Origin of the sequence: Phytohabitans rumicis (assembly GCF_011764445.1) — a bacterium.
In the GTDB taxonomy this organism is placed as follows: domain Bacteria; phylum Actinomycetota; class Actinomycetes; order Mycobacteriales; family Micromonosporaceae; genus Phytohabitans; species Phytohabitans rumicis.
Genome location: NZ_BLPG01000001.1, coordinates 3,949,076 through 3,968,661 on the forward strand (window position 1 = coordinate 3,949,076; position 19,586 = coordinate 3,968,661).

At 72.0% G+C, this 19,586-nt stretch carries 12 protein-coding genes and 3 pseudogenes; 4 read left to right on the top strand and 11 right to left on the bottom strand.

What is annotated here, in order from left to right:
* Nucleotides 1–43: 43 nt before the first annotated feature.
* A pseudogene (gene tmk, locus Prum_RS17430) lies at nucleotides 44–1,995 on the bottom strand (dTMP kinase); the annotation flags it as partial.
* A 268-nt stretch (nucleotides 1,996–2,263) separates the two neighbouring features.
* On the opposite strand from tmk, the gene Prum_RS17435 reads away from it, so the two are divergent.
* Nucleotides 2,264–3,466 carry an amino acid deaminase/aldolase gene (locus Prum_RS17435; protein WP_173077506.1) on the top strand — a complete coding sequence of 401 codons (1,203 nt, stop codon included), beginning with the start codon at nucleotides 2,264–2,266 and terminating at the stop codon, nucleotides 3,464–3,466.
* A 219-nt stretch (nucleotides 3,467–3,685) separates the two neighbouring features.
* Here Prum_RS17435 and Prum_RS17440 read toward each other — a convergent pair whose 3' ends face one another.
* Nucleotides 3,686–4,237: a TetR/AcrR family transcriptional regulator gene (locus tag Prum_RS17440; RefSeq protein WP_371871376.1), complete on the bottom strand. Its 552-nt coding sequence runs from the start codon at nucleotides 4,235–4,237 to the stop codon at nucleotides 3,686–3,688.
* Between the two features lie 198 nt (nucleotides 4,238–4,435).
* On the opposite strand from Prum_RS17440, the gene Prum_RS17445 reads away from it, so the two are divergent.
* The gene (locus tag Prum_RS17445) at nucleotides 4,436–5,740 is read left to right on the top strand and encodes a D-arabinono-1,4-lactone oxidase (RefSeq protein ID WP_173077508.1); all 1,305 of its coding nucleotides are present in this window, start codon (nucleotides 4,436–4,438) and stop codon (nucleotides 5,738–5,740) included.
* Here Prum_RS17445 and Prum_RS17450 read toward each other — a convergent pair.
* Together Prum_RS17450 and Prum_RS17455 are read right to left on the bottom strand one after the other, a co-directional pair.
* On the bottom strand, nucleotides 5,737–6,378 hold the full coding sequence (locus Prum_RS17450; protein ID WP_173077509.1) for a response regulator transcription factor: 642 nt from the start codon (nucleotides 6,376–6,378) through the stop codon (nucleotides 5,737–5,739). The genes Prum_RS17445 and Prum_RS17450 overlap by 4 nt on opposite strands.
* Nucleotides 6,375–8,321, bottom strand: a complete 1,947-nt coding sequence (locus tag Prum_RS17455) for a sensor histidine kinase (RefSeq protein WP_218577273.1) — start codon at nucleotides 8,319–8,321, stop codon at nucleotides 6,375–6,377. The genes Prum_RS17450 and Prum_RS17455 overlap by 4 nt, the downstream gene beginning before the upstream one ends.
* 154 nt (nucleotides 8,322–8,475) lie before the next feature.
* On the opposite strand from Prum_RS17455, the gene Prum_RS17460 reads away from it, so the two are divergent.
* Nucleotides 8,476–9,177: a hypothetical protein gene (locus Prum_RS17460; RefSeq protein ID WP_173077510.1), complete on the top strand. Its 702-nt coding sequence runs from the start codon at nucleotides 8,476–8,478 to the stop codon at nucleotides 9,175–9,177.
* Between the two features lie 5 nt (nucleotides 9,178–9,182).
* Here the strand turns inward: Prum_RS17460 and topA are convergent, their stop codons facing one another.
* From topA to Prum_RS17490, 6 genes and pseudogenes are all read right to left on the bottom strand, one after another.
* A complete protein-coding gene (gene topA / locus Prum_RS17465) occupies nucleotides 9,183–11,975 on the bottom strand; it encodes a type I DNA topoisomerase (protein ID WP_173077511.1) in 2,793 nt (930 codons plus the stop codon).
* A gap of 187 nt (nucleotides 11,976–12,162) precedes the next feature.
* Nucleotides 12,163–12,771, bottom strand: a complete 609-nt coding sequence (locus Prum_RS17470; protein WP_173077512.1) for a hypothetical protein — start codon at nucleotides 12,769–12,771, stop codon at nucleotides 12,163–12,165.
* Nucleotides 12,762–13,291: pseudogene (locus Prum_RS17475) on the bottom strand (hypothetical protein). The gene Prum_RS17470 and the pseudogene Prum_RS17475 overlap by 10 nt, the downstream one beginning before the upstream one ends.
* 100 nt (nucleotides 13,292–13,391) lie before the next feature.
* Nucleotides 13,392–15,739 (bottom strand): annotated as a pseudogene (locus Prum_RS17480) (sodium-translocating pyrophosphatase).
* 200 nt (nucleotides 15,740–15,939) lie between these two features.
* The gene (locus Prum_RS17485) at nucleotides 15,940–16,374 is read right to left on the bottom strand and encodes an ATP-binding protein (protein WP_173077513.1); all 435 of its coding nucleotides are present in this window, start codon (nucleotides 16,372–16,374) and stop codon (nucleotides 15,940–15,942) included.
* Nucleotides 16,374–16,724 carry an STAS domain-containing protein gene (locus tag Prum_RS17490; RefSeq protein ID WP_173077514.1) on the bottom strand — a complete coding sequence of 117 codons (351 nt, stop codon included), beginning with the start codon at nucleotides 16,722–16,724 and terminating at the stop codon, nucleotides 16,374–16,376. The genes Prum_RS17485 and Prum_RS17490 overlap by 1 nt, the downstream gene beginning before the upstream one ends.
* 139 nt (nucleotides 16,725–16,863) lie before the next feature.
* On the opposite strand from Prum_RS17490, the gene Prum_RS17495 reads away from it, so the two are divergent.
* Nucleotides 16,864–19,146, top strand: coding sequence for a DEAD/DEAH box helicase (locus Prum_RS17495; RefSeq protein ID WP_246277952.1), 2,283 nt, complete (start codon nucleotides 16,864–16,866; stop codon nucleotides 19,144–19,146).
* Between the two features lie 14 nt (nucleotides 19,147–19,160).
* Here Prum_RS17495 and Prum_RS17500 read toward each other — a convergent pair whose 3' ends face one another.
* Nucleotides 19,161–19,547, bottom strand: a complete 387-nt coding sequence (locus Prum_RS17500) for an Rv3654c family TadE-like protein (RefSeq protein WP_173077516.1) — start codon at nucleotides 19,545–19,547, stop codon at nucleotides 19,161–19,163.
* Nucleotides 19,548–19,586 lie beyond the last annotated feature (39 nt).

The following is a 19,586-nucleotide window of genomic DNA, read 5'->3' on the forward strand; positions in this document are numbered from 1 at the left end:
GCACCTCGGATAACTCGCCCATGGGCTGCTCGTCGGTGTCCGGCAGCAGCCCGGACACCCGCTCCACCACGGCGGTGGTGATCTCGTCGGCCGGACGGGTCGCGTCGAGCACCAGGTAGCGCTTCGGGTCGGCGCCGGCCAGGTCGAGGAAGGCCCACCGCACCCGCTCGTGGAAGGGCACCGACTCGCTCTCCAGCCGATCGGTGCCCGCGCCGCGGCTGACCACCCGGCCCAGCCCGACGTCCGGCGTGATGTCGAGCAGCACGACCAGGTCGGGCTTGAGCCCGCCGGTCGCCCACGACGACAGCCAGGAGACCTCCTCGACCGGGAGGGTCCGGCCGGCACCCTGGTACGCCAGGGACGAGTCGACGTACCGGTCGCTGATGACCACCGCCCCCGGGCCAGCGCCGGCCGTACGACGGAGGCCACGTGGTCGGCCCGGTCGGCGGCGTAGAGCAGCGCCTCGGCGCGCGCCGAGAGGCCGCCCTGGTGGCCCAGCACGAGACTGCGGATGCGCTTGCCGACCTCGGTGGCGCCCGGCTCCCGGGTGACCACCACGTCGCGCCCCTGCGCCCGCAACGCGTCGGCGAGCGCGGTGACCTGGGTGGACTTGCCGGCCCCCTCGCCGCCCTCGAAGACCACGAACGTGCCCCGCCCGACGAACCGCTCGCCCGCCGACAGCGGCCGGCCGCGGATGGACCCCCACAGGTCGGGCAGCACCGGCACGCCCGGCTTGTCGTCCATCTGCCGGAACGCGCTGATCCCGGTGAAGATGCCGAACAGGCCGGCGGCGAGCAGCAGCAGCCGCGTCGAGGAGATGGAGATGCCGAGGTCGGCGATGTTGAGCTCGCGCGAGCCACCGAGGCCGACCAGGCTGGACGAGAGCGCGATGGCCAGCATCAGCACGACCCGCACCGCGGTCTGCACGAACGCGAACACCCGGCCGCGCACGTCGTCACCGACCTCGCCGCCGAGCAGGGTGACCCCGGACAGGAACGCCATCCCGGCGCCGGCGCCGACCAGCAGCGCACCGAGGACCGCCATGGTCAGGTGGATCGAGGCCGCCAGGACGAGCACCGAGGAGCCGGCGAGCACGATGCTCATGCCGAACCAGCGCCGCCGGGACAGGTCGCGCACCACCGTCGGGCCCAGCCCGATACCGACGCCCAACCCGACGAAGAGCGTGCCGAAGAGCAGGTAGAACGCGGCGTCACCGGCGTTGAGCGAGCGGGCGAAGAACTGCGCGGTGCCGATGACGATGCCGCCGCCCGCGAACGCGCCCAGGATGCCCAGCACCAGCCCGCGGACGAGCGGGGTCTTCCCGACGTACTTCCAGCCGTCGAGGAACTGCCGCATCATGCTCTGCTGGACGTCCTTGTGCTGGCCTTGCCGGCCGCTGATCTCCTTGATGCCGAAGTACACGACCAGGGCCATGGCGAGCCGCGACAGCGCGTTGAAGTAGAGCGCCAGGTTGGCCGCCTCGGCCCACTCCGGTGGCGTCGTGTTGGCCGTGCGCAGGATCCGGTCCAGCGCGGCGATGCCGAGACCGGCGAGGACCGGCGTGAGGCCGTACGTGGTGATCAGGGTGAGCTGGTTGGCGATCTCCAGCCGGGACTTGGGAATGAGGTTGGGGACCGCGGCCTCTTTGGCCGGTATCCACATCAACGTGACGGTCTCGATGAAGAATGTGGCGATGGCGGCCCAGCCGACCGTAATTCCCGCATTTTCCGAGAAGAGCGCGACGATCGGGATCGAGGCGAAGAGCACGAAACGCAACAGGTCGCAGATGACCATCGTGAGGCGCCGGTCGAACCGATCGGCCATCACGCCGGCGAACGGGCCGAGAATGAGCGCGGGCAGCAGCCGTACGGCGATTACCGAGCCGAAGGCGAGACCCTTCGCCGCGTCGCCACTGACCTGCGCGGACGCGAACGTGGCGGTGGCCAGCAGGCCGAGCCAGTCACCGAGGGACGCGACGCCCGTGACGACCCACAACCGGCGAAACGGCCGGATCCGTAGAACGGATCGGAGCGCCTTGAAGCCGGACAGATCGACCTGGGCGGACGACGAACTCGCCGACGACGTCCCTTTGCGTCCGTCGGCGCCTTCGTCGCGGGGATTCGCGTCGATGACCGTTGTCCCTCCGCCTGCGGGCTTACCGATCACACTCTAAACGCGCGGTATGACCTCCCTGGTCCCGCCACGGGAGTACGCGGACGCGAAGGAGTTTCGCATTCAACCCGGGAGCGGTTAGCGTGCTCACGTGACGACCGAACGCGACGCCCTCCGCGAGCGACTCGACAAGGCCACCGCGGACTTCGACCCGCCATTCGCGGTCGTGGACGTCGCCGCCTTCGACGCGAACGCGGCCTCGATCGTCCGGCGCGCCGCCGGCAAGCCCGTACGCGTCGCCAGCAAGTCGGTGCGCTGCCGGGCGCTGGTGACCCGCGCGCTCGCCACACCCGGCTGGCACGGCGTCATGTCGTTCACCCTGGCCGAGGCCATCTGGCTGATGCGGTCCGGCGTGACCACGGACGCGCTGGTCGCGTACCCGACCGCGGACCGGGGCGCGCTGCGCGAGCTGGCCGCCGACGCCGACCTCGCCGCGGCCATCACCCTGATGGTGGACGCGCCGGCCCAGCTCGACCTGATCGACTCCGCGGCCCCGCCCGACCACCGCGCCGAGCTCCGCCTCTGCCTGGAACTCGACGGATCGTGGCGGCCGTTCGGCGTGCACATCGGAGTGCGCCGCTCGCCGCTGCACTCGCCGGCCGCCGTGGGCGCCCTGGCCGCGACCATCGCCGGCCGCCGCGGGTTTCGCCTGGTCGGGCTCATGGCGTACGACGCGCAGATCGCCGGGCTGGGCGACGCGCCGCCGCGCCAGGCGCTCCGGGGGGCGGCCATCCGCGCGATGCAACGCCGGTCGTACCTCGACCTGCTGAGCCGCCGCGGCCAGGCGCTCGCCGCCGTACGCGAACACGCCGACGTGGAGTTCTTCAACAGCGGCGGTACGGGCAGCGTGGCGGCCACCGTGGCGGACCCCGCCGTGACCGAGGTCACTGCCGGCTCCGGCCTGTACGGCCCGGCCCTCTTCGACGAGTACCGGTCGTGGCACCCGGCGCCGGCGGCGTTCTTCGCGCTCGCGGTCGTACGCCGGCCGACCGCGAGTCTCGCCACCGTCTCGGGCGGCGGGTGGATCGCCTCCGGCCAATCGGTGAACAACCGCCAGCCGGTCCCGTGGCTCCCCGAAGGGCTGCGACTCGTGCGAGCCGAGGGCGCGGGCGAGGTGCAAACCCCCGTACGCGGGCCGGGGGCGGCTGTCCTGCGGGTCGGCGACCGGGTCTGGTTCCGCCACGCCAAGGCCGGCGAACTGTGCGAACACGTCAACGAACTCCACCTGGTCGACGGCGACCGCGTAGTCGACACCGTCCCGACGTACCGCGGCGAGGGCCACGCCTTCCTCTAGCGCTCCACGCGCGCCCGGGCCGCGCCCGCCGCGCCTCGCGCGTCCGCCGCGTCGATCAAGGGCTTGCCCGTCGATCAAGGGCAAACGGTCGCGCTTTGATCTCCAATCCACGGCCGTTTGCCCTTGATCGACGCAGAAGTCCTTGATCGACGCGGCGCGCGGGCCTCGGGCCGCGGGCCGGCGCCGCATCCGCGGCACCGGCAAAGCGGGCGGAGCCCGCTAGGCGTCCACGTGACGGTGGAGGTATTCGCGGATCAGGGCCTTGGCCTCGCTCAGCACGGTGTCGTCGCCGTCCGGGTCGCGCCGGAACGCGAGCTTGATGAGTGCGTCGGCCGCCTCCACGGCGATCTCCAGGGCGAACTTGAACTGGCGCGTGTCGGCCACCCCGAACTGCTCGACCAGCACCTGCGCGACCTTCCCGGCGATCACCGCGTTGTTGTCGCTGTGCTCGTCCAGCAGGTGCAGGTCCACGACGTCACCGAAGTGCAGGGTGCGGAAGCCGGGGACCGAGCGGTGCATCGCGATGTACTCGTCGATGGCCGCGTCGACGCCGTCCCACCAGTACGCGAACGAGCCGCTGGACCAGCTCGTGGCGAGCCGCTCCAGGTACGCCTCCATGTTGCGCAGGGTGAGCGCCTGCACGATGGCGCGCTTGTCCGGGAAGAACTGGTAGACCGAGCCGATGGCGACCTCGGCGCGCTCGGCGAGCAGGGTCGTGGTGAGACCCTCGTAGCCCACCTCGTCGACGAGCTCGGCGCAGGCGTCGAGCATCCGTTGGACGCGCGCCACGCTGCGTCCCTGGACCGGAACCCGGCGTAGCGGTCCGGTGACCGTTGATGTCGACACTCGTCGCCACTTCCTTTCGACGGCTTTCGACGGTGAGAACCTTACTCAAGTTAACGAGCGAGCCCTTAACACGGATCGCGCGGGCCTGATATGAATATTACTCGCATTCGTGGGAGGTATCGGATGGCGGCGACGGTGGCGTGGCGGAACTGGGCCGGCAACCAGCAGATAACACCGGCCGCGGTGTCCCGCCCTACCAGCATTGACGAGGTAGCCGCCGCCGTACAAGATGCCGCCACGAACGGGAGGCGAATGAAGCCGGTCGGTAGCGGTCACTCATTCACCGACATCGCCCTCGCGGCCGACGTACGGCTCGATCTGTCGGACCTGCGTTCGACCCTATCGGTGGACCGCGAAGCGGGGCTTGTCACCGTGCCCGCCGGTCTGCCCCTGCGCGCGCTCAACCAGGCCGTCGCCGCCCACGGGCTCGCCATGCCCAACCTGGGCGACATCGACGCGCAGACGGTCGCCGGCGCCATCTCCACCGGCACTCACGGCACCGGCTCGGCGTACGGCTGCCTGTCCTCGTTCGTGGCCGGACTGACGCTCGTCACCGGCACCGGCGAGGTGATCCACTGCTCCGACAAGGAGCACGCCGACGTCTTCAAGGCCGCCCAGGTGGGCCTCGGCGCGCTCGGCGTCATCACCGAGGTCACGCTGCGCTGCGTCGACGCGTTCGTGCTGCGCGCGGACGAGCGCCCGCTGCCGCTCGACCAGGTCCTCGCCGACCTCGACGCGCACATCGACGACAACGACCACTTCGAGTTCTTCTGGCTGCCGTACACCGACCGGACGCTCACCAAGCGCAACAACCGCGTGGCGACCGACGACCGTCCACTGTCGAAGCTGCGGGCCTGGTGGGACGACGACTTCCTGCAGAACACCGTGCTCGGCGGCCTCTGCCGGCTCGGCCGGGCGGCGCCGGCCCTCGTGCCCACGATCTCCCGCACCGAGGCGCGGGTGCTCTCGCCCCGGGTCTACACGGCCCGGTCGGACGCGGCCTTCGTCAGTCCGCGCCGGGTCCTTTTCACCGAGATGGAGTACGGCGTGCCGCGCGCCGCCCTGCCGGAGGCGTTCGCGGGGCTGCGCCGCGTCATCGAGTCACTCCCGTTCAAGGTGCTGTTTCCGGTGGAGGTGCGGTTCACCGGGCCGGACGACATCTGGCTGTCGCATGGCTACGAGCGCGAGTCGGCGTACATCGCGATCCACCAGTTCATCGGCGTCGAGTACGAGCCGTACTTCCGGGAATTCGAGCGGGTGGCGCAGGCGCTGGGCGGGCGGCCGCACTGGGGCAAGCTGCACTACCGGGACGCCGAGTCGCTGCGTCCCGCGTACCCCCACTTCGACGACTTCCTGGCCGTACGCGATCGGCTGGACCCCAACCGGGTCTTCGCGAACGCGTACACGGAAAGGGTGCTCGGCCCCTAGCGGCCGAGGCCCGCGTCGCGGGCCCGGATGATGGCCTCGGCGCGCCCGGCGACCTGCAGCTTCGCGAAGATCGCGGAGGTGTTGTTGCCGATCGTCTTGACCGACAGGCCGAGCCGGGTGGCGATGGCCGCGTTGGGCAGGCCGGCGGCGATCAGGTCGAGCACCTCCCGCTCCCGCGTGGTCAGCTCGGGAAACGCGGGCGCGGCGGCCCGCGGGGGCGCGGCGAAGAAGCTCAGCACCCGGCGCGCCACGCCCGGCCCGAAGATCGCCTCGCCGGCCGCCACCGCGCTGATCGCCCGCCTGATCTCCTCCTGCGAGGCGCCCTTCACCAGGTAGCCGCGGGCCCCGGCGCGCATCGCCGCGAAGACCGACTCGTCGTCGTCGAACATGGTCAGCACCAGGACCGCCACGTCCGGGGCCACCCGCGCGATCTCCGCGGTGGCCGTCGCGCCGTCGAGGTCAGGCATGCGCAGATCCATCACGAGTACGTCGGGCCGGTGCACCACCGCGCACCGGACCGCCTCGCGCCCGGTGGTGGCCTCGCCGACGAGCTCCATGGTGGGCAGCGAGGCGAGGAGTGCCCGCAGGCCGTCGCGCACCACGGGATGGTCGTCGGCCACCGCGACGCGTACGGTCATGTCCCCACTCCCAGCGGCAGTACGGCGGCGACCCGGCCGCCATCCGGCGTGGGCCCAGCCTCGCACGCGCCGCCCAGTTCGGCGGTGCGTTCGGCGATCGACCGCAGGCCCACGCCGAGCCGCCATGGGCCGTTGGGCGCGCCGTCGTCGGTGACCGAGACCCGCAGCGCGGCCCGATCGGCGCGCAGCGACACCACCGCGCGGCGGGCACGCGAGTGACGGACCACATTGGTCAGCGCCTCGGTGGCGATCCGGTAGGCGGCCACCTCGACGGCGGCGGGCAGCGGCGGTAGCGCCTCGACGGCATCGACCGCGATGGCGACGTCGCCGGTGAGCTGCTCGGCCTGCCGCCGTACCGCCCCGACCAGGCCCAGTTCGTCCAGCGCGGGCGGGCGCAGGCCGTACACCAGGCGCCGCACGTCGTCGATCGCGCCCCGGATCTGCGTGCCCAGCTCCGAGCTGAGCTGCGCGGCCCGCGCGGGGTCGGTGGCCGCCAGGTTCCCGGCCGCGTCCGCCTTGAACGCGGCCCCCGTCAGCGCCGGCCCGAGGCTGTCGTGCAGCTCCCGGTGCAGCCGCCGCCGCTCCTCCTCGGTCGCCGTCACCAGCCGCTCGCGGGAAACCTGCAGCTCGTCGGAGAGGCGGGTCGCGTGCAGCGCCACGGCCAGCGGGGTCGCCAGCAGGTCGAGCACGGCACGGTCCGCGCCGCTCAGCCGCCGCTCGCCCACGCGTACGCCGACGAGCAGGTCACCCACCCGCTCCCCGCGGTACGTCAGCGCGACGGTGTGGACGGTCTCCGGCGGGGTGCCGCTCGCCGCGAGCTCCCCCGCGCCTGTCCGCAGGGCCGCGAACGGCAGCCGCAGCGCTTCCCTGACCCCGTCGAGCACGCCACCCAGGTCGTCCCCGGCCAGGCGCTCCCCCACGGCGGACACCGCCCGTACGGGGTCGTCCCGCGCCCCGTAGAACGCCCGGTCCACCACGCGCTGCAGCCGCTGGCGCGCCGGGTTGAAGGCCAGCGCGATCAGCACGGTGGCCACGACCGGGGCGCCGGCGTCCCGAAGCACCCGGTCGAGCACGGCCACCAGCAGCGCGTACGCGCCGACGACCCCGAGCGTCAGCAGTCCGTACAGGACGGTGCGGGAAACGACCAGCCGGATGTCGAGGAGCTCATAGCGCAGGATCGCCACGGTCACGGCGGCCGGGATGAGCGGCACGGCCAGCAACAGCAGGATGCCGCCCTCGTCGTTGAGCACCCAGCGCTGCCAGTTGATCACGATCATGGCGATCACGGCGAGCACCAGCCACAGCAGCTGGCGCCGGGTCCGATCGTCGCCGCGGACGTACCGGACCACCAGGCCCGCGACGACCAGCAGGTCGACGACGAGGTTGAGCGGATTCGCCAGCACCAGCCAGCCCGGCTGCTCGAACGCGAGGTACGACGTCACCTCCCGCCCGGCGAGCGCGAGCGCGGCCGGGTCTGTGCCCACCCAGAGCACGAAGAGCAGACCCGTGGCAACGGTCAGCCACACCAGCGGCCGCCAGCGCGGTGACACCGGCCGGCCGGTGGGGAAGAGCTGCAGCGCGAGCGCCAGGCACATGCCGATCCCGAACGGCCAGGCGAGCTGGAAAACGGTGACGCACACGCGCAGCGCGGCGTCCGGCCAGCCGTGGTCGGCGCCGTACGAGGCGACCGGCACCATCGCCGCCGTCGTCAGGTGGGCGAGCCCGAACGCGAGGAACAGCCAGCCGATCGGGTTCTCCGGCCGGTGCCGGGCGATGAGCACCCCGCACACCGGGACCGTGGCGCCCATCGCGGTGTTCGTGACCAGGTAAGAGTCGACCGCGTCGGCCCAGCCCATGCCCGCCACGAACGCACCGCCCACCGCCACCACGGCCTCGGCCATGGCGAACGCGAAGAGGGCGTACGCGACGCGGGACGACTTCACCCACCCATCGTCGGGGTTCGCGTGCCCGGTCCGATAGGGAACTCTTCCCGGCCCACCCGGGCAAGCTCCCGCCACGGCGGGGCACCGACCCGATCCGGGCGGGTACGCCCGGAGCCGATGGTGGTCGGGTCAACCGAGCACTGGAGGTCCTTCGATGTCCACCGTCACCCTGCCGGCGCCAACCACCACCACCCGCGACGCCCGCCCTACCCGGCGCCTCATCGCCGCGATCCTGCTCCCCGTGGCCCCGCTGTCCGTGGCCGTACTACGCGGCATCTGGCCATCGTTCTCCGCCTCCGACACGGCCGGGTCGATCCAGGCGGCGGCCGCCCACCCCGATGCCCAGGAGGCCGTGGTGTGGCTCGGCAGCCTGATGATGCTCACGATGGTGCCGGCCATGCTCGCCGCCGTACGACTCGCCCGCCGCCGACGGCCGGTGCTGGCGATGCTCGCGGCCGGCGTCAACCTGGTCGCCTACCTGGGCACCGCGCTCACGACCGGCGACCTGCTCACCCTCGTGGCCGCCCGGGACGGGTACGACCGCGGCGAGATGGTCGGCTTCATCGACGCGATGAACGCACACCCGACCGCCGTGATCAGCATCGTGCTCTTCGTGGTGGGCCACATCGTGGGGATGATCCTGCTGGGCGCCGCGCTGTGGCGGATCATCCCGGCGTGGGCGAGCGTCGCGCTGATCGTGTCGCAGCCCCTGCACTTCGTCGCGTACGTCGTGCTCCAGGCGCAGGCGCTCGACGCCCTGGCCTGGGGGCTGACCGCGGCCGGCTTCGCCGCCTGCGCCCTGAAGGTCCTCCGCACCCCGGACGACGCCTGGGACCTAGCACCGACCCAGTCATAGCGCGATCAAGGCTTCTTGGGGGCCGCCTTCCGGGGGGCGGCCTTCTTCGCCGGCGTTGCCTTCTTGGCAGCGGTCGTCTTTTTCGCGGCCGTGGTCTTCTTCGCCGCCGCCTTCTTGGCCGGGGTCGCGCCGTCCGCGGCCGGGGCCGCCTTCTTCGCCGCCGCCTTCTTGCGCGGCGTGGCGGGGCCCTTGGCGCGGCGGTCGGCGAGCATCTCCGACGCCTGCTCGATGGTCAGCGACTCGGGCGTCTGGTCGCGGCGCAGGGACGCGTTCGTCTCGCCGTCCGTGACGTACGGGCCGAAGCGACCGCTTTTGATCGTCATCGGCTTGTCGGTCAGCGGGTCGACGCCCAACTCCCGGAGCGGCTCGGCGGAGGCCCGTCGCTGGCGGGCCTTCGGCGCGGCCAGCAGGGCGAGCGCCTGGTCCAGCGAGACCGTGAAGATCTGCTCCTCGGTCTCCAGCGAGCGGAAGTCCTCGCCCCTCTTGACGTACGGGCCGTAGCGGCCGGCGGCGGCGAACACCTCCTGGCCCGCCGGGTCGACGCCGACCAGTCGGGGCAGCGTGAGCAGCCTCAGCGCCTCTTCCAGCGTCAACGTTTCGGGTGCGTGGGAGCGCAGCAGCGAGGCGTTACGGTCGCCGGTCGACACGTACGGGCCGTAGCGGCCGGACTTGAGCACGACGGGCTCGCCGGTCTCCGGGTGCTCGCCCAGCTTGCGCTCGCCGCTGCCGCCGAGGAAGAGCTCGTCGACCTTCTCCGCGGTCAGCTCGTCGGGCGCCAGTCCTTCCGGGATGGAGACCCGGTCGTCGCCGTTCTCGGACGGCTCGGCGTCGGGCAACGTCCGTTGCAGGTACGGCCCGTAGCGGCCGACCCGGACGACCACGTCGCGGCCGTCGTCGTCGCGGAAGAGCGGGATCGAGTTGACGCTGCGCGCGTCGATGTCGCCGAGGTTCTCGGTAACCATCTTCTTCAGGCCGCCCGACCGGGCGATCGACCCGTCGTCGCCGACCGGCGCGCCGAAGTAGAACGACGTCAGGAAGTCGACAGCCTGGGCGTCGCCGGACGCGATCTCGTCCAGCTCGTTTTCCATCGCGGCGGTGAAGTTGTAGTCGACGAGCCGCGGGTAGTGCTGCTCCAGCAGCCCCACGACCGCGAACGCCAGGAACGACGGGATCAGCGCCTGGCCGCGCTTGACGACGTACCCCCGGTCCTGGATCGTCGCCATGATCGACGCGTACGTCGACGGGCGCCCGATGCCCAGCTCCTCAAGCTGCTTGACCAGCGACGCCTCGGTGTAGCGCGACGGCGGCTGGGTGGTGTGCCCGACGGCGGCCAGCTCCTCGGCGGTGAGCGGCTGGTCCTTGACCAGGTTGGGCAGGCGCCGCTCCTGGTCGTCGGCCTCGGCGTTCTCGTCGTCGGAGGACTCGACGTACGCCCGCAGGAAGCCCGGGTCGGTGATGGTCTTGCCGGTCGCGCCGAAGTCGGCCTCTTCGCCGGCGGTCGAGACGGCCCGGATCCGCACCGACACCGACGAACCGACGGCGTCGGTCATCTGGGACGCGATCGTGCGGCGCCAGATCAGCTCGTAGAGCTTGAACTCCTCGGCCGACAGCTCCTTGGCCACCTCGCCGGGTGTCCGGAAGTTGTCACCCGCGGGGCGGATGGCCTCGTGCGCCTCCTGGGCGTTCTTGACCTTGCCGGTGTAGCGGCGGGGCTGCGGCGGGACGTTGCGCTCGCCGTACAGCTCGGCGATCTGGCGGCGCGCCGCGGTGAGGGCGGTCTCGGACAGATTGACCGAGTCCGTACGCATATAGGTGATATAGCCGTTTTCGTACAGTCGCTGCGCGATCCGCATCGTCTGCTGTGACGAAGTACGCAGCTTGCGGGCCGCCTCCTGCTGCAGCGTGGAGGTGATGAACGGCGCATACGGCTTGCGACGGTACGGCTTTTCCTCGACCCGGGTCACAGTGAACGGCCGCCCGTCGAGGCGGGCGGCCAGGCCACGGGCGCCGTCAGCGTCCAGGTGCACGACCCCGGCGCCGGGCTTCACCTTGCCCGTCGTGGGCTCGAAGTCCTTGCCCGTGGCGATCCGGTCGCCATCGAGGGCGACCAGCGTGGCGCCGAACGAGCGCGGGCCGTCGACCTGCCCCTGGACGGCCAGGGTGGCGGCCACGTCCCAGTACTCCGCGGTGCGGAACGCCATCCGCTGCCGCTCGCGCTCCACCACGATCCGGGTGGCGACCGACTGGACCCGGCCCGCCGACAGCCGCGGCATGACCTTCTTCCACAGGACGGGCGACACCTCGTACCCGTAAAGGCGGTCGAGGATGCGGCGCGCCTCCTGCGCGTCGACCAGGTCCCGGTCGATGTCGCGCGGGCTGGCGATCGCGGCCTGGATGGCCGGCTTGGTGATCTCGTGGAAGACCATCCGGCGGACCGGCACTTTGGGCTTCAACGTCTCGACCAGGTGCCAGGCGATGGCCTCGCCCTCGCGGTCCTCATCGGTGGCGAGGAAGACCTCGTCGACCTCCTTGACCAGCGAGCGGAGCTTGCGGATCTGATCCCTGCGGTCGGGTGAGACGACGTAGAGGGCGGCGAAGCCGTTGTCGACGTCGACACCGAGCCGGGCCCAGGCTTCCCCCTTGTGCGACGCCGGCACGTCGGCGGCGTTGCGCGGCAGGTCACGCACGTGGCCCAGGCTTGCCTCCACGACGTATCCCGGGCCTAGATAGCCCGAGATCGTCTTGGCCTTCGCCGGTGACTCGACGATGACCAGACGGCTGCTGGCGTTGCTCGGCACTTCTCTCCTGACCTTGGCTCTCGGGTCTGCCTCAGTCGGGTACCAGAACCGAGAGGCAGATGTCCAACGTAACGCGCCGTCCGCCCGGCGGTTGCGCGGACCAGACGGCGACACGGTACACCGAACTGCAATGGTGACGTCGCCCACCGCACCGGACGTACCCCACCGACACAGTCGTGAACATGAATCACGCGGGCCATTCCGCCTGCGGCGCGGCCGCCGGGCGGTCCCCGACAAGCTCCGCGAGACGGCTCAGCCGCCGCCGGCCGGTGATCCGGTACGCGGGCCCACCGGCCCGGGGACCCAGCAGCACGGCCGGCAGGCCCACCGCCGCCAGCGCCGCTCCCACCGGCTCCCAGCAGCCATCGTCGGCCGGCCCGAGGCGCAGGACGTACCCGTGCTGGTCCGGACCGCCCCCGGCGGCTGCCCACAGCCGCAGGCGCGGCCCGTTGAGGTGGAAACCCGGCGGCGGGCGCTTCACCGCGGCCGGCAGCCAGGCCGCCCCCAGGCGCGCCAGCGTCGTCGCGTACGCCGTCCGGACCGAAATATGCCCCTCGACGGTGTCCAGCTCCCACGTCGCCTGCAGGCCGCGCAACGCCAGCTCCGCGATGAGCACGTGTACGCGCCAGGCGCGGTCCACGACGATCGACACGCGCGCCGTGCCGCCCATCCGGACCACCTGACCGGTGCCGGCCAGCAGCCCCGCCAGGTCGGCCGCGGACGGGTCGTGCGCCTCCACCCCGAAGAGCGAGAGCTGCCGCCGGGTGGGCTCACGCGCGGGCGGCGTCAGCGACACTCCGGGACCTCGTCGAACGCCTGCTTCAGCTCCTCCGAATCCAGCGCGCTCGTGTCCAGCGCGCTGCGGTTGTACTCGCTGGTCAGCGTGTTCATGACCGACTGGACGCCGTCGTAGAACGGGTCGGCCTGGCCGGCGTCCAGCTGCTCGATGCCCTGCTTGGCCTTCCCGTACGCGTCGCGAACGGCGGTCAGCGAGCGGAGGAAGCCCTTGGCGACCGACTCCCCGCCGTCGACATCGGGCACACCGGCCTTCTGGACCTGCTCCCGGGCGGTCTCGCTGGCCGACTCGGCGCCGCCGAGGAGGCGTACCAGGTTCTCCTTCGCCTGCGCGGGTGTGGTCTTGGCGGTCATCTGCTGCTGGGTGCGGGTGGTCAGCGTGCCGATCTCGGTGCGCCACGGGCTCAGGGCTGTGCAGACCGACGCCGCCCAGACCCGGGGGTCGGCCCGCCGGCGCAGCCCCCGACCAGGAGCGCGAACACCGTCGCGAGGACGACGAAAACCGCGCGGGGCGTACGCATGCGTTGCAGCGTAGCGGTTAAGGAAGGGCACCTTGTTATCGCTTTTTGCATAGGAAGGGCCCCCTGCTAACACAAGCAGGGGGCCCTCACCGCCTAGCGGCTAGGCGTTTACGTGTTCGTGTTCCGGCAGTTCGTCACCGGCTTTTCCCGAGTCGGCACCGCCGTCGCCCATCGCGATCGGCTTGCGCTTGGTAATCGCCACAGCCGCCACGATGATCGCGACCGACACCACCGCGATGGCGATCCGCAGCCCGTCGTTCTGGTCGTTGCCGATGCTGTACGTCACGACGGCCGGTGCGATCAGCAGCGACACCAGGTTCATCACCTTGAGCAGCGGGTTGATCGCCGGGCCGGCGGTGTCCTTGAACGGGTCACCCACCGTGTCGCCGATGACCGTCGCGGCGTGCGCGTCCGAGCCCTTGCCGCCGTGCGCGCCATCCTCGACCAGCTTCTTGGCGTTGTCCCAGGCACCGCCCGAGTTGGCCAGGAAGACGGCCATCAGCACGCCGGTCCCGATCGCGCCCGCCAGGTACGCCGCGAGCGCGCCGGCGCCCAGCCCGAAGCCGACCGCGATCGGCGCCAGGATGGCCAGCAGGCCCGGGGTCAGCAGCTCGCGCTGGGCGTCCCGGGTGCAGATGTCGACCACCTTGCCGTACTCGGGCCGCTGGGTGCCGTCCATGATCCCGGGGAACTCGCGGAACTGGCGGCGAACCTCCATCACCACGGCACCGGCCGAACGCGACACCGCGTTGATGGCCAGCCCCGAGAAGAGGAACACGACCGCGGCGCCGATGATCAGGCCGACCAGGTTGCGCGGGTTGGCGACGTTCAGCAACTCGTCGATGGACAGGTCCGAGCCGGCTTCGGCCAGCGAACCCACCACCGTGTCCTGGTACGACCCGAACAGGGCGGTCGCGGCCAGCACGGCGGTCGCGATCGCGATGCCCTTGGTGATCGCCTTGGTGGTGTTGCCGACCGCGTCGAGCTCGGTGAGCGTGCGGGCGCCCTGCTCGTCGATGTCGCCGGACATCTCGGCGATGCCCTGCGCGTTGTCCGAGATCGGCCCGAACGTGTCCATCGCGACGATCACGCCGACCGTGGTGAGCAGGCCGGTGCCGGCCAGCGCGACCGCGAAGAGCGACAGCGTGATCGAGCCGCCACCCAGCAGGAACGCGCCGAAGACGCCGGCGCCGATGAGCAGCGCCGAGTACACCGCGGACTCCAGGCCGACGCTGATGCCGGCGAGGATGACGGTGGCCGCGCCGGTCTCCGAGGTCTTGCCGATGTCCCGCACCGGTCGCCGGTTGGTCTCGGTGAAGTACCCGGTCAGCGCCTGGATCGCGGCGGCCAGCACGATGCCGATCACGACCGCGCCGATCGCCACCAGCTCGGGGCTGCCGTCGAGGTCCGGCACGCCGCCGCCGAAGTCGGCGAAGTCGGACGGCAGGTACGCGAACGCCGCGATGGCCACCAGGACGGCGGAGATGGCGGCGGAGATGTAGAAGGCCCGGTTGATCGCGGTCAGGCCGCTACGGTCCGAGGCGCGCAGCCGGGTGATGAACACCCCGATGATCGCGATGATCGCCCCGATGCCGGAGACGATCAGAGGGAAGACCAGGCCGTCCTCGCCGAACGCGGCGCGGCCCAGGATCAGCGCGGCCACCAGCGTCACCGCGTACGACTCGAACAGGTCGGCGGCCATGCCGGCGCAGTCACCCACGTTGTCACCGACGTTGTCGGCGATGGTGGCGGCGTTGCGCGGGTCGTCCTCGGGATGCCCTGCTCGACCTTGCCGACCAGGTCGGCGCCGACGTCCGCGGCCTTGGTGAAGATGCCGCCGCCGACCCGCATGAACATGGCCAGCAGCGCCGCGCCGAAGCCGAAGCCCTCCAGCACCGTAGGCGCGTCGCCCTCGTACAGCAGCACGACCAGGCAGGCGCCGAACAGGCCCAAGCCCACGGTCAGGAAGCCGACCACCCCACCGGTGCGGAACGCGATCTGCATGGCCGCCTCGCGGCCACCCTCGCTGGCCCGCGCCGCGGCCGCCACCCGGAGGTTGGCCCGGGTCGCCAGGGCCATGCCGGCGCCGCCGATGAACGCGCTGAACAGGGCGCCCACCACGAAGAAGGCCGACCGGCCGATCTTGACCATGGTCTCGTTGTCGCTGTCGCCGTGCACCGGCAACACGAAGAGAAGCACGACCGCGATGACGACAAAGACGCCGAGGGTCCTGAACTGGCGGAGCAGGTATGCCGACGCGCCCTCCTGCACGGCGCCGGCGATCTCCTGCATTTTGGTGGTGCCCTTACCGGTCGCCAGCACGGCCCTGACCAGGGCGGCCGCGAAGCCGAGCGCCACCAGCGCGATCACTGCCGCGATGATGACGTACGTAAGGTTCGAACCGGTGATGGACAACCCGCCGCCCTCGGCGGCCAAGGTCCGGGACATCTATGTCCTCCTGTGCCGTTGCGATTCTCGCCCGCCGGCGGACGAACCGGCGTAGCGCCCGCGATGGAGCAAACCGACCCCCAGGTGCCCGCGCACCTGGGGTTCTTGCAGATAACCCGCGTACTGTAGCGGCACACCGTGTTCATGGTCACACCGCCCACCGGCTGTGTGACGGTGATGTCCGCCGCTGTGTTAGCCCGTTACGGGCCGACGGGCCACACCATGCGCACCTCGGTGCCGATCCCGACCTCTACGGGGCGCACCTGTAGATCATCGACGAACCCGGCAAGCAGCGCAAATCCGACACCTACCGTGAGGGCCTCGTCGGTCAGCGCCTCGTTGGCCAACTCGTCCGGCGGCAGGGCGGTCAGCCCGAGCCCCGCCTCGATCGGCGCCCGGTCGATCACCCGTACGGTGTACCGCTCGTCGTCGCTCATCTCCATCTGCACCAGGTCGGGCAGGCCGTACTGCTGGTGCAGGGCCACCGCCCGGGTGCACGCCTCGCCGATGGCCAGCCGCACCTCGTCCAGCAACTCCTCGGCGACCCCGGCGCGCCGGGCCACCGCAACGCCGACCAGCCGGGCAGTTCGGACATGCACCGGCGCAGGCGAGAACGCGAGCCGCACCGTCGACATCACGCGGTCGGGCCGGACGCGTCCGTCGCCGCCTCCACCGACGGGTGCAAGGGAAACCACTGGTCCAGGGCGGTAATCCGGAAGATCTTGAGCAACGGCTCCTTGGTGCAGACCAGCATGAGGGTGCCGCCGACCGGGCGCAGCCGCTTTTGCGCGCCGACCAGGACCCCCAGGCCGGTGGAGTCGAGGAAGTCGACGCGGTTGAGGTCGACGACGACGCGGCGCGCACCACCATCGATCAGCTCGACGAGCCGCTCCCGCAGCCGCGGCGCGGTGTAGACGTCGACCTCGCCACCGACCTCCAGCACCGTGTGGTCCGCGACGGTGCGGGTCGCAAGCGAGAGCTCCATCGGGTTCTCCTCCTACCGTCCTTCTCCCGGCATCTAACCATCGACACGCCCCGCGCGGTGTGCCGCCCGGCCAGCGCGTTCGCGTTTAGGCACACTCGCCTGTTTGGGTTTTCCGCACACCAGTGCGAGAGTGCAGGGCGTGACGACCGTCGCCGAGCCGGCTGAGTTCCTTCGGCGCCTGCGCTCCGACTCCGTCACCCACGTCGAGCGAGTGCCGCACCGGCTCGGCCAGACCGCGCCCTGGCCGGACTGGGTGCCCGGCCCGCTGCGGGCGGCGCTCGCCGAGCGCGGGGTCGCGGCGCCCTGGCGGCACCAGGCCGAGGCCGCCGCCCTCGCGTACGCCGGCCAGCACGTCGTCGTCGCCACCGGCACCGCGTCCGGCAAGTCCCTGGCCTACCAGCTCCCGGCGCTGGCCACGCTGCTGGCCGACCCGCGCGCCACCGCGCTCTACCTGGCGCCGACCAAGGCGCTCGCCGCCGACCAGTTACGCGCCGTCGCGGCTCTGGACCTCGATGGGGTACGCCCAGCGTGTTACGACGGTGACACGCCGCGCGAGGAGCGGGAGTGGATCCGGCAGCACTCCCGTTTCGTGCTCACCAACCCGGACATGCTGCACCACGGCGTCCTGCCCGGTCACGCGGCGTGGTCGACGTTCCTGCGCCGCCTGGCGTACGTGGTGATCGACGAGTGCCACACGTACCGCGGGGTGTTCGGCTCCCACGTCGCCCACGTGCTACGCCGCCTTCGCCGCGCGGCCGCCCGTTACGGTCGTACCCCCGTGTTTGTCTTGGCCTCGGCGACGTCGGGCGACCCGGGCGCGGCGGCCGAGCGGCTGATCGGGCTGCCCGTCACGGCCGTCACCGACGACGCGTCGCCGCGCGGCGGGGTGACGTTCGCGCTGTGGGAGCCGCCGCTACAGCCCGCGCTTTCGCCTTCCGAGGACGCCCAACCCGTGCGGCGGTCGGCGCTGCGGGAAAGCGCCGACCTGCTCGCCGACGCGGTGGTCAACGGGGTACGCACGCTGACGTTCGTCCGGTCCCGGCGCGGCGCCGAGGTCGTGGCCACGATGGCCCGCCGCTCGCTCGACGAGGCCGTCCCCGGGCTCGGCGCGCGGGTGGCCGCGTACCGCGGCGGCTACCTGCGCGAGGAGCGGCGGTCGCTGGAGACCGCGCTGCTGTCCGGCGAGCTGCTGGGGCTGGCATCGACCAACGCGCTGGAACTGGGCGTCGACCTCGTCGGCCTGGACGCGGTGGTGATCTGCGGCTGGCCGGGCACCCGCGCGTCGCTGTGGCAGCAGGCCGGGCGGGCGGGGCGCACCGGGCGCGAGGCCCTGGCAGTGCTGGTGGCCCGCGACGACCCGCTGGACACGTACCTGGTGCACCATCCGGACGCGCTCTTCGGACGGCCGGTCGAGGCGACGGTGCTCGACCCGGCCAACCCGTACGTGCTGGGCCCGCAGCTGTGCAGCGCCGCCTATGAGGCCCCGTTGACGGCGGCCGACCTGGCCCTCTTCGGTCCGTCGGCGCCCGGCGTGGTCGCCAAGCTGGTGGCCGCCGGCGTGCTGCGGCAGCGCCCGAGCGGCTGGTACTGGAAGCAGCCCGGCCGCCCCGAGGTCGACCTGCGCGGCACCGGCGGCACCCCGGTGTGCGTGGTCGAGTCGGCCACCGGCCGGCTGCTGGGCACGGTCGACCCCGGCTCGTCGCACTTCATGGTGCATCCCGGGGCGGTCTACCTGCACCAGGGCGAGTCGTACGTGGTGGACGACCTCGACCTCGACGACGCGGTGGCCTTGGTGCACCGCGAGGAGCCGGAGTGGTCCACCCACGCCCGGGACGTCACCGCGCTGTCCGTGGCGTCGGTCCGCTCCTATGTGGACGCCGGCCCGGTGGGGCTCTTCTTCGGCGACGTCGACGTGACCAGCCAGGTGGTGTCGTACCAGCGGCGGCGGATCGGCTCGGGCGAGATCCTGGGCACCTGGCCGCTCGACCTGCCCACCCGCGAGCTGCGGACGACCGCGGTGTGGTTCACGCTCTCCGCGTCCTCTTTGGAGGCCGCCGGGGTGACCGACGTGCCCGGCGGCCTGCACGCGGCCGAGCACGCGGCGATCGGGCTGCTCCCCCTGGTGGCGACGTGCGATCGGTGGGACATCGGCGGCATCTCCACGCCCGTGCACGCGGACACCGGCGCACCCACGGTCTTCGTGTACGACGGGCACCCGGGCGGGGCCGGGTTCGCCGAGCGGGCGTACGGCGTGGCCGCGGCGTGGCTGCGCGCGACCCGGGACGCGATCGCCGACTGCGCGTGCGAGACGGGCTGCCCGTCCTGCGTGCAGTCCCCAAAGTGCGGCAACGGCAACAATCCGCTATCCAAGGCCGACGCGGTGCGGGTCCTGGACGTCGTGCTGTCGTCCCTGCCCGGCTAGGTCAGAGCTTCCGCTCAACCCGGCACCCGGACAGGGCCGGCGCGCGCGGCGGCCCGGGCGGTACGGGTGAGCCCAGGCAGCGGCGTCACCGTCACCTCCGCGGCGATGACCACGTCGAGACCATCCACTGTGCACTCCGCTAGCCGGCCGCCGTTTCTGGCGACCAGATCCGCGGCCCGGGCGCATGTTGCTTCCGGCCCCTCCAGGACACGCATCGCCCCGGCCAAAGCACCGAAGTCGGCGGCGACCCTGGCCTCGTGCCGAGCCACCCGTGCGGCCCCGATGGCCGCACCGGCCACGCCGGCCGCCACCAGCATGAGCGCGACGGCCAGCACCCAGATGGTGGCGGCTCCCCGGTCGCTGCCGGACGTCTTGCTCCGGCGACTTCGGCGGCCGGTCATGGGACCGGCTCCGGTCGGTTGTTGCCAGGCGTCTTGCTC

Coding starts and splice junctions, on each gene's coding strand:
- Prum_RS17440 (WP_371871376.1), bottom strand. CDS start 4,237: ATGCTCGACGCCTGCGCCGAGCTCGTCGACGAGGTGGGCTACGAGGGT.
- Prum_RS17445 (WP_173077508.1), top strand. CDS start 4,436: ATGGCGGCGACGGTGGCGTGGCGGAACTGGGCCGGCAACCAGCAGATA.
- Prum_RS17450 (WP_173077509.1), bottom strand. CDS start 6,378: ATGACCGTACGCGTCGCGGTGGCCGACGACCATCCCGTGGTGCGCGAC.
- Prum_RS17460 (WP_173077510.1), top strand. CDS start 8,476: ATGTCCACCGTCACCCTGCCGGCGCCAACCACCACCACCCGCGACGCC.
- Prum_RS17485 (WP_173077513.1), bottom strand. CDS start 16,374: ATGTCGACGGTGCGGCTCGCGTTCTCGCCTGCGCCGGTGCATGTCCGA.
- Prum_RS17490 (WP_173077514.1), bottom strand. CDS start 16,724: ATGGAGCTCTCGCTTGCGACCCGCACCGTCGCGGACCACACGGTGCTG.
- Prum_RS17500 (WP_173077516.1), bottom strand. CDS start 19,547: ATGACCGGCCGCCGAAGTCGCCGGAGCAAGACGTCCGGCAGCGACCGG.